The 15,852-nt window shown below is 38.4% G+C and carries 13 protein-coding genes; 6 read left to right on the top strand and 7 right to left on the bottom strand.

Going from position 1 to position 15,852, the window contains the following annotated elements; translation table 11 throughout:
• Positions 1–82: 82 nt before the first annotated feature.
• From rpiB to ACYIB7_RS08875, 6 genes are all read right to left on the bottom strand, one after another.
• Positions 83–523 (bottom strand): ribose 5-phosphate isomerase B, encoded by a 441-nt coding sequence (gene rpiB / locus ACYIB7_RS08900; RefSeq protein ID WP_103982046.1) that lies wholly within the window; start codon positions 521–523, stop codon positions 83–85.
• The gene (locus tag ACYIB7_RS08895; protein ID WP_480336811.1) at positions 523–2,550 is read right to left on the bottom strand and encodes a transketolase family protein; all 2,028 of its coding nucleotides are present in this window, start codon (positions 2,548–2,550) and stop codon (positions 523–525) included. Before ACYIB7_RS08895 ends, rpiB begins: the two co-directional genes overlap by 1 nt.
• A gap of 256 nt (positions 2,551–2,806) precedes the next feature.
• Positions 2,807–3,958, bottom strand: a complete 1,152-nt coding sequence (gene galK / locus ACYIB7_RS08890; RefSeq protein ID WP_103982044.1) for a galactokinase — start codon at positions 3,956–3,958, stop codon at positions 2,807–2,809.
• A 121-nt stretch (positions 3,959–4,079) separates the two neighbouring features.
• The gene (locus tag ACYIB7_RS08885; RefSeq protein WP_103982043.1) at positions 4,080–5,357 is read right to left on the bottom strand and encodes an MFS transporter; all 1,278 of its coding nucleotides are present in this window, start codon (positions 5,355–5,357) and stop codon (positions 4,080–4,082) included.
• 34 nt (positions 5,358–5,391) lie between these two features.
• Entirely contained in the window at positions 5,392–6,471 is a 1,080-nt protein-coding gene (locus ACYIB7_RS08880) for an aldose epimerase family protein (RefSeq protein ID WP_103982042.1), read from the bottom strand.
• 189 nt (positions 6,472–6,660) lie between these two features.
• A complete protein-coding gene (locus tag ACYIB7_RS08875) occupies positions 6,661–8,181 on the bottom strand; it encodes a hypothetical protein (protein ID WP_103982041.1) in 1,521 nt (506 codons plus the stop codon).
• Positions 8,182–8,532: 351 nt separating this feature from the next.
• Between ACYIB7_RS08875 and rbsK the strand changes: the two genes are divergently transcribed.
• From rbsK to ACYIB7_RS08845, 6 genes are all read left to right on the top strand, one after another.
• Positions 8,533–9,447, top strand: coding sequence for a ribokinase (rbsK, locus tag ACYIB7_RS08870; protein ID WP_103982040.1), 915 nt, complete (start codon positions 8,533–8,535; stop codon positions 9,445–9,447).
• 56 nt (positions 9,448–9,503) lie between these two features.
• Positions 9,504–11,024 (top strand): ADP-ribosylglycohydrolase family protein, encoded by a 1,521-nt coding sequence (locus ACYIB7_RS08865; RefSeq protein ID WP_480338467.1) that lies wholly within the window; start codon positions 9,504–9,506, stop codon positions 11,022–11,024.
• A 121-nt stretch (positions 11,025–11,145) separates the two neighbouring features.
• Positions 11,146–12,147, top strand: a complete 1,002-nt coding sequence (locus ACYIB7_RS08860) for a GRP family sugar transporter (protein ID WP_480336808.1) — start codon at positions 11,146–11,148, stop codon at positions 12,145–12,147.
• Between the two features lie 146 nt (positions 12,148–12,293).
• Complete coding sequence (locus ACYIB7_RS08855) at positions 12,294–13,055, top strand: hypothetical protein (RefSeq protein WP_103982038.1); 762 nt, start codon at positions 12,294–12,296, stop codon at positions 13,053–13,055.
• Positions 13,030–13,410, top strand: a complete 381-nt coding sequence (locus ACYIB7_RS08850) for a GtrA family protein (RefSeq protein ID WP_099465390.1) — start codon at positions 13,030–13,032, stop codon at positions 13,408–13,410. The genes ACYIB7_RS08855 and ACYIB7_RS08850 overlap by 26 nt, the downstream gene beginning before the upstream one ends.
• Before the next feature lie 8 nt (positions 13,411–13,418).
• Entirely contained in the window at positions 13,419–14,354 is a 936-nt protein-coding gene (locus tag ACYIB7_RS08845) for a glycosyltransferase family 2 protein (protein WP_480336807.1), read from the top strand.
• Positions 14,355–14,405: 51 nt separating this feature from the next.
• Here ACYIB7_RS08845 and ACYIB7_RS08840 read toward each other — a convergent pair whose 3' ends face one another.
• Positions 14,406–15,668 (bottom strand): DEAD/DEAH box helicase, encoded by a 1,263-nt coding sequence (locus tag ACYIB7_RS08840; RefSeq protein WP_099465388.1) that lies wholly within the window; start codon positions 15,666–15,668, stop codon positions 14,406–14,408.
• Positions 15,669–15,852 lie beyond the last annotated feature (184 nt).

Here is a 15,852-nt window from a genome sequence, read left to right as displayed (position 1 = left end):
AGTCCCGTCTTAACATTTCAATTGAACTGACTTTTGAAATGTTAAGACGGGACTTCTATATTTAAAAGAATTATCTTTTTTATTACATAATTGAAACAGGAATCTTATCTATTCTTCTTTGATGACGTCCGCCTTCAAATGGTTCGTCAAAAAAAGAATTGACAATTTTAGCTGCTTCCTCATTGCCGACAAAACGGCCGGGCATAACTAATATGTTTGCATCGTTATGAGCTCGCGCAAGCCGGGCTATTTCTTTATTCCAACAGAGCGCTGCACGTATGTTTTGATGTTTGTTGAGAGTCATTGCAATGCCGTTTCCTGTACCACAAATAGCAATACCCGGATATACTTCTCCCTTTTCGACAGCTTTAGCCAGCTCATGGGCAAAATCGGGATAATCGCAGCTTTCGGTTGAATAAGTTCCGAAATCTTTGTAAAGTAATCCCTTATTATCGAACACTTGCTTTAGATACTCTTTTAATTCAAAACCAGCATGGTCGCACGCTAAACCTATCATTTTCATTATGCTAATAAATCTTTTACTTGCTTATATACGTTTTGTCCTGTGAAACCTAATTTTTCATCCAATACTTTATACGGTGCAGAGAATCCGAAAGATTCTAATCCCCAGACTTTACCGTTTGCGCCAACCAGGCTTTCCAGATTAACCGGCAAACCGGCAGTTAAGCCAAATACTTTGTTACCTGCAGGAATGATTGATTCCTGATATTCTTTACTTTGGTTGCGGAACAAACCTTCCGATGGAACAGATACGATACGAACCTTAATACCATCTTTACGAAGCAATTCTGCTCCTTCTACCAGTGTCGATACTTCCGAACCTGAAGCAACCAAAACTACGTCAGGATTTGCATCTTCATTTACAATGTAAGCTCCTTTTTCTGCCTGCAATGCTTCTTTGTAACGGTTGTCTTTGGCTGGCAGATCGTTTATATTCTGTCTGGAAAGGATTAATGCTGTAGGAGTATAAATATTTTCCATAGCCATCTTCCATGCAACAGTTGTTTCTACAACATCGGCTGGACGAAGTACTAAAACTGAATTATGTCCTTTATGATTTTTCAGTTTTTCCATCAGGCGGATCTGTGCCTCTTGTTCTACCGGTTCATGGGTAGGACCATCTTCACCAACACGGAATGCATCATGTGTCCAGATAAATTTGACAGGTTGTTCCATTAATGCAGCCATACGGATTGCTGGCTTCATATAATCTGAGAATACAAAGAATGTACCACATGCGGCAATGATACCACCATGTAAAGACATACCGATGCATACGCAGGCCATAGTTAATTCTGATACACCAGCCTGGAAGAAAGCACCACTGAAATCACCTTTTCTGAATGAATGTGTTTTCTTTAAGAAACCATCTGTCTTATCCGAATTTGAAAGGTCGGCAGAAGCAACTACCATATTTTCAACCTGGGTAGCCAATACGCCTAATACGGTTGCAGAGCCTCCGCGTGTAGCTTGATTCGGCTTTTGTTCTATAGCTGCCCAGTCTATTTCCGGAGCAGTACCGGAAAACCATTTTTTCATCTTGGCTGCTAATTCCGGATTCTGTTTAGCCCAAGCGTCACGAACCGCATAACGTTCGGCAACGATAGTTTCCAGTTCTTTGGCGCGTTTTGTATATAATTCGGCTACTTCAGGGAATATGGTGAATGGATTTTCCGGATCACCTCCTAATGCCTTGATTGTTTCCGTTATTGAAACACCAGCTGCCGATAGAGGTTGACCATGTGTGGATACTTTGTTTTCGTAGCTGCTATGATCTTCTCCTAAAGCACCTTTTCCCATAATTGTATTACCAATGATTAGGGTTGGTCTTTTGGATTCGGCTTTTGCTTCTGTTAAAGCCTGGCGTATTTGATTTGCGTCATTACCATTAATTGTAATGACTTTCCATCCCCAAGCTTCGTATTTCATGGTTACGTTTTCTGCTGTAACTTCTTCTACAGTGGTAGATAGCTGTACGTTGTTGGAGTCGTAAAACATGATCAGGTTGTCAAGACCCAGAGTTCCGGCAACGCGTCCGGCTCCTTGTGATATTTCTTCCTGAATACCTCCGTCAGAAATATAGGCATAAATAGTCTGGTTCATAACTTCTCCCAAACGCGCTTTCAGGAATTTTGCACCAATAGCTGCACCTACGGCATATGTATGTCCTTGTCCTAAAGGACCGGAAGTGTTTTCTATGCCATGCATTACGTCTACTTCGGGATGTCCCGGAGTGATACTGCCCCATTGGCGGAATTGTTTTAGTTCGTCCATTGTGTACTTGCCTGTAAGTGCCAGAACAGAGTAAAGCATAGGAGACATGTGCCCGGGATCAAGGAAAAAACGATCTCTGCCTTCCCATCTCGGATTTTTAGGATCGTACACTAAAAACTCTGAGAATAGTACGTTGATAAAATCAGCACCACCCATAGCACCGCCCGGGTGACCTGAATTTGCTTTTTCCACCATTGAAGCAGCTAAAACACGAATATTGTTTGCTGCTCTATTCAATATTTTAATATCATTCATTTTGGGAGAATTATTATTTTTTGTGCAAAGATAGTTAATCTCTTTGTATCAGTCATTATATCAGTGAAACAATTCGTCCGGGGAAAAGGTTTCTTTCATCCTGTTTTTTTGTAAATGGGCTGATAATAAACAAGGCCTTGAAGAAGAAAGTAGAACTTTCTGTGAAAGAAATAGGATAGTGTTTGTATGAACAAGGTCTTTTAAAAAACTTTTAAGAAGAAAAGGGGAGGCTTTGCAAAGTCTCCCCTTACTTTATTTAGCACAGTTTTCTGGAACCGTCACTAATCACAACATCATATACTTTCGGATTGCGTCCGAATTTTTCTTTATATGTTTTTGTTGCTTCTTCAATAAATGCATCATATTTGTCTTCTTTTACCAAGTTTATGGTACAGCCGCCAAATCCACCGCCCATGACACGTGAACCTGTTACGCCGCATTTCTTGGCAATATCATTCAGGAAGTCCAGCTCTTCACAGCTCACTTCATATAGTTTACTCATACCATGATGAGTTTCGTACATTTTTTTACCTACTGTTTCGTAATCGCCTATTTCCAAAGCATCGCAAACATCCAGTACACGTTGAATTTCTTCAATTACATATTCTGCACGCATGTAATCTTCGGCTGATATTTCATTTTTAACTTCTTTCAGCCAATCCATAGTTGCATCACGCAAAAACTCTACGTGTGGATGATTTTTTTGAATTGCTGCAACAGCTCTTTCACAAGATTCACGACGTTTATTGTATGCAGAAGAAGCCAATTCATGTTTAACTACTGAATCAAGCAGTACTAATTTATAACCTTCCGGGTTAAATGGGAAATATTGATATTCTAATGAACGGCAATCCAGACGGATAAGACTTCCGGCCTTACCGAATACGGAAGCAAATTGATCCATAATGCCACAATTAACACCACAATAGTTGTGTTCGGTAGCTTGTCCGATTTTTGCTAATTCGAATTTGTCCAGACCGCAGTTGAATATTTCATTTAAAGCAAATGCATAAGTGCTTTCTAATGCCGCAGAAGAAGACATTCCGGCTCCCAGAGGAACGTCGCCGGCAAAAGCTGTATTGAATCCGCCGATTTTGCCGCCGCGTTTGATGATTTCACGACAAACGCCGAAGATATATCTTGCCCAGCTTGCACGAGGTGCGTCTTCTTCATTCAATCCGAATTCTACATAGTCTTTCAGGTCAATGGAATACGCGCGTACTTTATCTGTTCCGTTGGCTTTTATTTCGGCTACCATGCCCTTATCTACGGCTCCGGGGAATACAAAACCACCGTTGTAGTCGGTATGTTCACCTATCAGGTTAATACGCCCCGGTGAAGCGTATACAGATCCTGTTGTTCCGTCGAAATGTTTGATAAAACGGCTTCTTACAAATTCTATATCCATGATCTTAGTCTTTTAATGAGGTTAAAAACAATTTTATTTATAAATGAAAGAGATTAGTTAAGTTGTACGATCAGACAATCTTAACTAATCTCTTACCTTCGTCTATTTTGATTTTGAAGTATTATTCTACAGGAATATCTTTATTTACATTCTTGCTGCCAATCAATGCGTAGTAAAGAATATATGCAAGCCCCAGGATGATTACCCAGAAGCTGGCAATGAAACCTGCTGCATCGGCTACTGCACCTTGAACCAATGGCAGAATACCACCGCCGCAAACCATTACCATAAAGATGCCCGAGGCAGCAGCTGTATATTTACCCAATCCTTCTACTGCCAGGTTGAAAATACCACCCCACATGATTGACGTACATAAACCGCAAAGAGCCATGAACATGATTCCGATAGGAACTTCTACCATTCCGAATGAAATATCAGACAAGAATACCGGCATACTAACTTTTGTGTCTTCTGGAGAGAAGATCGCAATCAAGATAAAGATAATACCTACGGTTGCAGCCGTTGTCAGCATGACTTTACTTGAAATCTTGGCTCCTAAAGATGCACCGCATAAACGACCAACCATCATAAGGAACCAATAAGTGCCAACTAAAGATCCGGCAATTGTTGTATCGATGCCGATTTCAGGAGAAGTAGCAAACAAATTCATAAAATTAGGAATACCAACTTCTACACCTACATACAAGAAGATAGCAACAGTTCCCATGATAAAGTGACGGAAAGAAAGAGCACTATGCTTATCAGGAGTCTTTGCTGCCTCTTTAGCCATAGCCATGTGAGGTTCAGGTATGTCCATAATGAACAGAACGATAAATACCACGGCGAAAATACCCATAGCCAGGAATAAGGCCGGGTTAGCGTTGCTAATCTGTGCTCTTGCAGCATCACCAATCAGATAGCCTACCAATACCGGAACGATAGTTGCACCGATAGAGTTTACAGAACCTGCAATCTGAATCAATTGGTTTCCTTTGTTGCCACCGCCGCCAAGCGTATTCAACATTGGGTTTACTACAGTATTCAACATACACATAGAGAAACCAGAAACGAATGCACCAGTCAGGTAAACGGTATAACTACCAACTACACCAGACAAATAAGAAATAGCTACACCACAGAAACCAACGATAATTGCTAATAATGCAGTTTTCTTATAACCGATTTTCTGCAATAATAAACCTGCCGGAATACCCATAAATGCATAGGCAATGAAGTTGGCAGCATTACCCAGCTGAGACATAAAGTTGCTGGCTGCGAATTGATTTTTAACGATAATGCCAAACGGGTTCTGTAAACCTGTTACAAATGATATCATGAAGAATAAAGCCACCATCATGATAATTGGCAACGTGTAATTTTTTTGTTTGGTAGATTCCATTGTTTTTAATGTTTTTAAATTTATTGATTAATAATTATTTTTCTGCTTTGAATTTGTAGATAGTTGTGCTACCGAATATTTCGCCCGGACGTAGAAGGGTAGAAGGATATTCCGGCTTATTCGGGCTGTCGGGATAATGCTGCGTTTCCAGACATAATGCGGCACGTTCAGGATAACGTTGACCTTTTTTTCCTTCAAAATTTCCAGTCATCCAGTTTCCTGTATATAATTGTACACCCGGTTGTGTGGTATATACATCCATAATAATGCCGGTCTTAGGAGAAAGACAACGTGCACAAAAAGAGAGTTCATCGTCTTCTTTATTTAAAATATATGTGTGGTCGTAGCCTTTTCCAAAAACCAGTTGTTCAAAGTCATCGTTAATGCGTTCGCCCACTTCATGAGGAGTGCGGAAATCCATAGGTGTACCTTCGACTTTTTCTTTAGGCCCGTAAGGTATGGCCGTACTGTCGGTTGGTAAATAATAATCGGCATTAATTGTTAGAATATGATCTCCGATGTAGGGATCTCCGGCTCCGGATAAATTGAAATAAGAGTGATTGGTCAGATTCAGAACGGTAGGCTTATCGGTTGTGGCATGATAAGAAATAACAACTTCGTTATTATCTGTCAAATGGTAAGTTACGATCGTTTGTAATTTGCCGGGAAAACCTTCTTCACCATCAGCAGAAATATATTCTAATGTTACCGTTTGTTCGTCCTGTTGAAGTATATCCCATACCTGGGCATTAAAACCTTTTATTCCTCCGTGGAGACTGTTTGGTCCATTATTAATAGCTAATTTGTCATATATTATACCGTCAATAGAGAATTTTCCTTTAGCGATGCGATTTCCGTAGCGACCGCAAATTGCTCCGAAATAAGGTTCTTCAGAAGTTAGGTAATCATCAATAGATTTATGCCCTGTAACTACATCTGTTAACTTCCCATTTCTGTCAGGAACCATTAGCGATATAATTTTTGCGCCGTAATTGGTAATGGAAAGTTCTGCTCCTTGTCTGTTTTTGAGAATACAGAGCATTGTATTTTTTCCGTCTATGAGCTTGTTGAAATCAGTAACCATCAAGCCAGACAGCGTGTATTTGTTTTCCATGTATATATTAGTTATTCAAAATTGAGTGTAAAAGTAACTTTCTTCTTTGTATTTATGTAATAATAAAAGGATGTTTTAGAGCATGCTTTTATTTTTTAAGCGGCTATTTTGAACATTTGTTTGTCATTTATAGCTGTTTAGTGTGTCTTTGCTATTATGAAGATTGTTCATGTTTGCTTTCAAAGTCTGCTATGAAGCTTTTTCCTGCAATATTTCGGCAAAAGGACGGTTTGTCAATTTGCTTTCTATCCATGAAAGAAAATCAAATGTTTTTAATAAGTGCCGTTCATATTTATCTTGTTTGATTTTGCTGATGTCTTTTTGATAATGGGCCCATAATTTGTTTTGCATTTTTTTATAAGATGGGAGCGGGTATGCCTGTACAAATCGAAATATGAGTTTCTCGGTGATATACACTTGCTTTTCAAAACTGATATTCCGCTTTATAGAACTGATTTCGCTGATTAAGAAATCATAATTGCCTAACTCTGCCTGTAAAAGTAAGTTAATGAGCCGGGCTATTTTGTATGAAGGCAGAGCATAAAATAGCTTGCCTGAACTAAATATTTTTTTTATTTTCTTTTTAGCATTTGGTATGTCTCCGCAACTAAGATAAAAAATAGCAATGTTGGTATATAATTTTAATTGGGCTTCAAGTTCCAGTAAATCGCTTTTTTTGATTAGACATTCTTCATGGTTATCTATTAATTTTTTTGCTGATTTGAAATCACCTGTATTCTGAAAACTCGCTAATTCATATTGAAAAATGCGAGCTTTTATATCTAATACAAATTCTGTCGGGTAATCTTTGTTTTCTAGTTCTTTGAGTTTGGTTAAGAAAAAAGGCATTTCTTTATATAATCCGGCTGTATGCAAACTGTCTAATATGCCATGAATGGCACTTACATAATAAATAGGTGGATTTAATATCAAATGTTTGTTTTTTTCAAATAGGTTAATCAGTTCCTGATAATGCCGTATTGCCGATTTATAATTACCGGAGTTCAGATAATAGGTCGCTTGAAATAATAAATGTAGCTTAGTTGCTTCAAAACCTTTGTAAGAACTGTTTGCTATAAGATTAAGTTCACTTAATACCAGATCGTTCAGATCTTCTTTTTGTTTGTCAGAACGTGAATATCCTTTATAGATTAAGCGGTGTTTTAAAATATCATATAGTTGCCGATGCATATTCACATTTCTCGAATACTTCATCGTCTCTTGTATTTTCATTTGTTTTGTTACTAGTTTCCGTTCGCTTACTCCTTCAAAATTAAGGGTACTTAAATATCTTATTTCGGTTCGGAAAATTAACAATAATAATGGATCATTTTCATAAGCTGTGGCCAGCTTTTTAGCTTTTTCCAGTTCTGTAAAGGAATCGTCAAATAAAGCTCTTTCAAATAAAATATCTGCTTTGGAAATATAGTTAAATATTTCGGTTTGTATGTTTTGTTTTTCCCTCAATTTAATTAAGCAATCCAAAATGACTCTGTAAAGATGTTTTACGGCCATGTCGAAACTGCAGCCATTTTGTTCTTTGCAAAAATGGGTGTAAACTTCATCCATGGATAGTTTTTTATCCAATAAATTAAAAAGGGATAAGTATACCTTTTCTCCATTTTGTAGGTTGGCATACAGGCGAAAATACCTTTTTTCCGCCTTTGTCAGAGAATTTACTAAAATGACAAGAGAAGATGCTTTATTCATAATAGTATATTGTTTATAAAAGATACAAAATAATTGTGTAATTGAATATGATAAATTGAATTATTTACCCAATTAGATAATCCCAAAAATAATTCTTTTTATTTAATCCGAAAGACAATATCCGTTTGTTTTTAATTTTGGGTTTATCATTTTGCTTTAAAATTGTTATGTTTTCTGTTAAGGGATGTGTTTACCTTTGTTCTAAATCATCTCGATGTTTTTGAAAAATTATCCCGATGATTTGAAGAAAAGATCGAGATGATTTTGTTTTATACAAAATCCAGGGTTGGAGTAAAATCCAGGATATTCACGGAATTAATGTTTAACTAAAGATAATTATTAGTGAAAAAAATGCAGGAACATAGAATATTGGTAGTTGGCAGCAGTAACACTGATATGGTGATTAAAACCGAACATCTTCCTCGTCCGGGGGAGACTGTTCTCGGAGGAACTTTCTTCATGAACCCCGGAGGAAAAGGTGCTAATCAGGCAGTTGCCATTTCTCGTTTGGGAGGGAAAGTCTCGTTTGTGTGTAAGACAGGTAGTGACATATTTGGTCACCAGTCCCAACAATTGTTTGAAGAGGAAGGTATCGATACTTCGTATATTTTCTCCGATCCGAATCATCCCTCGGGTGTGGCGTTGATAACGGTAGATGCACATGCCGAGAATTGTATTGTTGTGGCATCGGGAGCTAATGCAAATTTGCTACCATCGGATCTGGCTCAAGCTATTGAAGCTATTGATGAGGCAGATTTAATACTTATGCAGTTAGAAATACCTATGGAGACTGTCGAATATGTGGCCGAAATAGCCTACCGTAAAAATAAGAAAGTTATTCTTAATCCGGCTCCTGCATGTCCTCTTCCTTCGTCTTTGCTTCAACATTTATATATGATTACTCCTAATGAGACCGAAGCAGAAATGATTTCCGGAATAAAAATTACGGATGAAATATCGGCAGGAGAGGCTGCCAAACGAATTTCGGATATGGGCGTCCAATGTGTCATTATCACATTAGGTTCAAAAGGTGCGCTGGTTTATCAGGATTCTGTGGTGGATATTATTCCTGCATTAAAAGTAAATGCAGTTGATACAACTGCGGCAGGAGACATATTTAACGGAGCACTTACTGTTGCACTTTCCGAAGGGCGTGATTTACCGGATGCAGTACGTTTTGCATGTAAGGCTTCGGCTATATCCGTTACTCGTGTTGGAGCGCAATCTTCGGCTCCGTACCGGAATGAAGTAGATATATTTGGTTAATCTTCAAAAATAAGACTATCATGAAAAAAAAGACTTTTCTTGCCGTAGGTTTAGCTATGATGCTTTGCTGTTTCAGTTCTTGCAACCAACAACAGGCACCTGCAAATCAGACTACGGTTCCCAAAGATTTTACCATTAGCCGTGAAGTTTTGATGGATAAGATCAAAGGCGGCTGGGCCGGACAAACGATAGGTTGCTCTTATGGTGGACCTACAGAATTTAGGTATAACGGAACGATGATTCAGGATTATGTTACTATTCCCTGGCCGGATGGCTATATAAAGTGGTGGTATGACACTTTTCCCGGATTGTATGATGATGTTTACATGGATCTGACATTTGTTGAAGTGTTTGACCGGTTGGGATTAGACGCTCCTGCCGATTCTTTTGCAGTTGCATTTGCTAATGCGGGATATACATTATGGCATGCTAATCAGGCTGCAAGGTATAATATTCTGCAAGGTATTATGCCTCCGGCTTCCGGCCATTGGCTTAATAATCCGCATGCTGATGATATTGATTACCAGATAGAGGCCGATTATGCAGGCTTGATGTCTCCGGGTATGCCTAACGCAGCTTCTGCTATTTCGGATAAAATAGGGCATATCATGAATTATGGCGATGGTTGGTACGGCGGTGTGTATGTAGGTGCTATGTATTCTTTGGCTTTCATATCCGACGATATTGAATTTATTGTTACGGAAGCATTGAAAACAATACCCGAACAAAGCACTTATTACCAATGTATGAATGATGTAATCCGTTGGCACAAAGAATTCCCGAATGATTGGAAACGTACTTGGTTTGAATGTGAAAAAAAATGGAGTCAGGATATAGGCTGCCCGGACGGAGTCTTTGTCCCGCTTAATATAGATGCGGTTATTAATAGTGCTTATATAATAATAGGTCTGTTGTATGGTGAAGGGGACTTTTATAAAACGATGGATATTTCGACACGTTGCGGACAGGATTCCGATTGTAACCCGGCTTCGGCTGCAGGTATTCTCGGAACTATGCTGGGGTATAGCCACATTCCGGAATATTGGACAAAAAATCTGAAGGAAGTTGAAGACATAAATTTTGCTTATACAACTATTTCTCTGAATAAAACGTATCAGATGAGTTTTGATCAGGCTATGCAGATGATAGAACGCAATGGTGGAAAAATAGAAGGGAATGATATTGTTATAGCTTGCCAGCAGCCTGTTCCCGTAAAATATGAGAAAGCATTTGAAGGGCAATACCCAACGGGGAAAATTGCTATAGATAAAAATATTACTGATGTAGGCGAAGTAACGTTTGATGGCACTTCAATCGTGTTTAAAGGCTATGTAAAATCGCCGGATCAGGATTATGTGGCAAAGGCTGAAATGTATATAGACGGCAAGCTGGTAGAGACAGCTAACCTGCCAGCGTCATACATAATCCGTCGTAATGAATTGTTCTGGAAGTATCAGCTGCCAAAAGGAAAACATACTGTTTCTTTCAAATGGTTGAATCCGATAGCGGGTACCTCTGTTATGTTTGGTGAGGCATTGGTCTATTCGGATGCACCTTTGCAGGTAGCCCACCGGTAACAGATTGCCATATGGGTAAACGGAAAAGACCTTTGCTTAAAAGAAAAAGTTCCTCATGCAGAAATGGCTGCTATTCTTGAAAATTATATGATGCATCAACCCGTAATAAAATAAGAAAGATATGTTTATAGTACAAAATTATTCGTTGGCAATTGTGTTTTGCGTGATTACCATGCTTTGTTGGGGATCATGGGGAAACACTCAGAAACTGGCTTCTAAAACGTGGCGGTATGAGTTTTTTTATTGGGATTACGTGATAGGGGTACTGCTCTTTTCAATAATCTCTGCTTTTACTTTAGGAAGTTTCGGGACTGAAGGAAGTAGTTTCCTTACAAATCTGGCGCAGGCTGATATGTCGAGTTTGGGTAGTGCTTTTTTAGGAGGTATTATTTTTAATGCGGCTAATATTTTACTTTCTGCGGCAATTGCAATTTGCGGTATGTCGGTTGCTTTTCCGGTAGGTATCGGACTGGCTTTGATATTGGGTGTTTTGGTAAATTATTTTGGAGCAGCAAAAGGCGAACCGTTATATATATTTGTTGGCGTGGCTTTTATTACGGTTGCAATACTGTTGAACGGACTGGCTTACAAAAAAGCGTTGGTGGGTACTCGTAACGTTTCGGCAAAGGGAATTTTTATTTCTATTGCAGCCGGTGTGATTATGGCATTCTTTTACCGTTTTGTAGCAGCGTCTATGGATTTGGAAAATTTTGCTTCTCCCGCAGCTGGTAAACTGACCCCATATACGGCCGTATTCATATTTTCATTAGGAGTTTTTATTAGTAATTTTTTATTTAATACGTTGGCAATGAAACATCCTGTAGAAGGAGAGCCTATTTCTATATCCGGCTACTTTAAAGGAAATATGAGCACTCACTTAGTGGGTGTATTGGGCGGTGTGATCTGGTGCATAGGACAGTCTTTTAGTATGATTGCTTCTGAAAAAGCCGGCGCCGCAATTTCGTATGGACTAGGCCAGGGAGCAACATTGGTCTCAGCCTTATGGGGAATCTTGATATGGAAAGAGTTTAAGGGAGCTCCGCAAATCTCAAACCAGTTGAATATAGGTATGTTTATCTTGTTTATTATAGGACTGGGTTTCTTGATATACGCAGGAGCATAGCAAAAATAGATTTGGGTATATTTTTATAAGACAAGAACCGGATTAATGGTTCTTGTCTTTTTTTTATATTTATGTCATGAAAAAGCCGTACATTTGCCTTTGTTTCTTGTTTATTGGATATGTACATATACTAAAAAAAGAAATCAATGAAAGAAGAAGGTGATGTTTTTAAAAAGTTTCGGGATTCTTTTGAAAAGATGGACGGACATTTCCATATACTTGAGCAGCGTGTGCCTGTAGAACTTCAAATGGAGTACTTTAAGCATTCGGAAGAAAAAAGAAAGGAGAACCAACCTCCTCGTCCATTGTCAGATCAGGAATGCCTGGATGTTTTCGGCCTTTTGGCTAGTGGCAAAGAGACTGAGAAAGATGAAAAAAGAGAACTCCTTACTTTGCTTGCAACATCTAAGAATGTAAAAGCATACAGTTTGCTGAAAGAATACGTACAAACTCCTGACCCGGAAGTTACCGATTGGGCTTTTATGGCACTGATGGAATGTCGTATTTCTTTGGAATCGGAGCTCTCGGATGAAAAACAGATTTATATATCTACCGGATTAGGAGGAAAAGGTGAGAAACTGCGTTTTTATGTTCTGATTTTGTCGACGGATAAGAAACCTTTTGCAGATTATCAGAAACAAATTATTGAACGCGAATTTGCTTATTTCCTACCTAAAGTCGATTGTGAAATAGAACGTCTTACAATTGGAGAAAAATTTGTGGAACTGGTCTTTTTAATACCTGTTCGTGCTGATATTAAAGGAACACTCGATATAGTGATAAATGAGTGCAACCAATATGGTAACTTTCTTTCCGATATTTTTACGATAACGAATGTAAAGGAACTTACTCATGCTGAAATAGAAGAGATTATAAATAAGAATGGAAACAGTAAAACAAGCGATTAAATATGGTATCGTAGGTATAAGCAATACTCTCATAACAATGGTAGTTATTTGGGTTATGATGAAACTTTTCGGGTGTCGTGAAGGCCTGTCCAATATTACAGGATATATTGCCGGTATTTTGAATAGTTTTGTCTGGAATAAACAATGGACATTTAAGTCCAGTTCTTCAGGATGGGGGAAGAGTGCATATCGTTTTGCTGTAGCATTTGTTATTTGTTATTTGTTGCAATACGGATTGGTTATGTTGCTGAATAAACATTTAACCATCGATCATTATTATAACCACTTGATAGGAATGGCATTTTATACAGTGATTAATTTTATAATGAATAAGTTTTACACCTTTAAATCGTAGAAAGAAGGATGAAAAGACTGGCAGTTATTGTTCCTTGCTACAATGAAGAGGCCGTTATTGCGGAATCTTATCGGCGTACAAAAGAGGTATTGGCTTCTTTGCCAAACCCTACCGAGATTATTTACATCAATGATGGAAGTCGTGATAAGACACGTGAAATGCTGGATAATATTGCGGCCAACGATCCTGAAGTAAAAGTAATCCATTTCTCGCGCAACTTTGGACACCAACCGGCTGTTACTGCCGGCATCAATAACTGTGAGGCGGATTTGGCTATAATTATTGACGCTGATATGCAAGATCCTCCGGAATTGATTCCTGATATTTTAGCACTACAGGAGAAGGAAAATGCGAATGTGGTATATTGTGTTCGTAAATCACGGGAAGGAGAAAGTGTTTTCAAACTGTTTACAGCTAAAGCGTTCTATCGGATCATGAACTATATGAGTGAAGTCCATTTTCCTTTGGACACGGGAGACTTCCGTTTGGTAGACCGTAAGGTTATGAATGAATTTGACCGGTTTAAAGAACGGGGGAAATATATACGCGGTCTAATTAGTTGGGTTGGATTTCACCAGGTACCTTTTTATTATGAACGTGAAGCTCGTATTGCCGGAGAAACGAAGTACCCGTTAAGTAAAATGGTGAAGTTTGCTTCTACAGCTATGTTATATTTTTCTAAGAAACCGCTACGGTTGGCTACCAGTTTGGGGTTTATTTCAGTACTGGTGGGTATTGTATTGGCAAGTTGGTTTACTTTGGGGAAAATATATGGATTTAGTAATGCCGAGACAGGATGGACTTCTATCATGACTTCTGTAATCTTTTTTGGAGGAGTTCAACTGTTGACTGTTGGTGTTCTGGGGCAATATGTCGGTATTCTATTTGATGAGATCAAAGCACGCCCGGAGTATATTATAGATGAGACAAAGAATTTTAAATAAAAAATAGAGTAATAAGAAAGGTCATGATTATACATGACCTTTCTTATTACTCTATTTTTTATGAGTTGTTGATTTATTTGAGGTGTTCGTACGTTTACTGCTGCTACGGTTTCCGCCGTCTTTACGTGAACGTCCACGTTGGGGAGTTGCATGTTTCTTAGGTTCGTACAAAGGTGTTTCCCCAAATTTAGGGTCTATAGGAATTTTATAAACTGTTTTTTGAAGAAAATCTTCAATTCGTTTAAATGAAGCTTGTTCGTCGGTTGAAACAAATGTGATGGCAAGCCCTTCTCCGCTTGTTCCTCTGGCTGTACGTCCGATGCGGTGTACATAGTCTTCCGGGTCATGAGGAATATCAAAATTTATAACGAGACGAATATCATTGATGTCTATTCCTCTTGAAACTACATCTGTTGCTACTAAAATGTCAATACGGCCATTCTTAAATTCTTTCATTACTTCTTCCCGCTGCGATTGCTCTAAATCGGAGTGCATCGGAGCTACATTGAAGTTCATCCGTTTTAAAGTATTGGCAAGTTCTTTCACTTTCATTTTTGAAGAAGAAAAGATAATAACCCGCTGTGGGCGACCTTGGGAAAACAGGTCTTCTAAGATGCTTATTTTTTGTGTCTCATAGCATATATAAGCCGTTTGCATGATTGACTCTGGCGGACGGGAAATCGCAATTTCTACTTCTACCGGATTTTTTAATATGTTTTGGGCTAAAGTGCGTATTTTGGGAGGCATAGTAGCCGAAAACATAATAGACTGACATGTAGGAGGGAGTAGCTTATATACTTGCATAATATCTTCGTAAAATCCCATATCCAACATACGGTCGGCTTCATCAAGAACGAAAAATGAAACTTGGGATAAATCTACTGAACCTAATTTAATATGTGATAATAGGCGTCCCGGGGTTGCAATTACAATATCAGCACCCATTTCCAATCCTCTTTTTTGTTGTTCCCAGGCAATACCATCAGTTCCACCATATACTGCTACTGCAGACACAGGGATGAAATATGAAAAACCTTCTATTTGTTGGTCTATTTGTTGGGCTAACTCACGGGTTGGAGCCATTATTATAGCATTTATTGCATTTGCAGGATGTTCTCCTTTGCTCAGTTCATTAATTACAGGTAATACATAGGCCGCTGTTTTTCCTGTTCCGGTTTGGGCACAAGCGATAATATCTTTTCCTTCTAATATAACTGGGATAGTAAGCTCTTGTACAGGGGTTGTTTCTATGAAATTCATTGCATCAAGCCCATCTAAGATCTCTTCTTCTAGTTGTAATTCATCAAATCTCATCTTACATCATTAAATTCTCGGTAAAGATATATAATATTTGGCAATATATGATCTTTACCTAATTACTTCTTTTTTTGCATCTTTGATTTGAATGATATTGGTTGATTTTCTTTGTCTTTTAGTTGCTTATATTGAAAAATGAAATACCTTTATAGCCACAATTGTGGCTTTATTTAAAATGGCA

The sequence above is a fragment of the Parabacteroides sp. KHUB-03 genome (genome assembly GCF_056640975.1).
The sequence above is the reverse complement of the archived record's forward strand: the minus strand, read 5'-3'. Positions and strand labels throughout refer to the sequence as shown.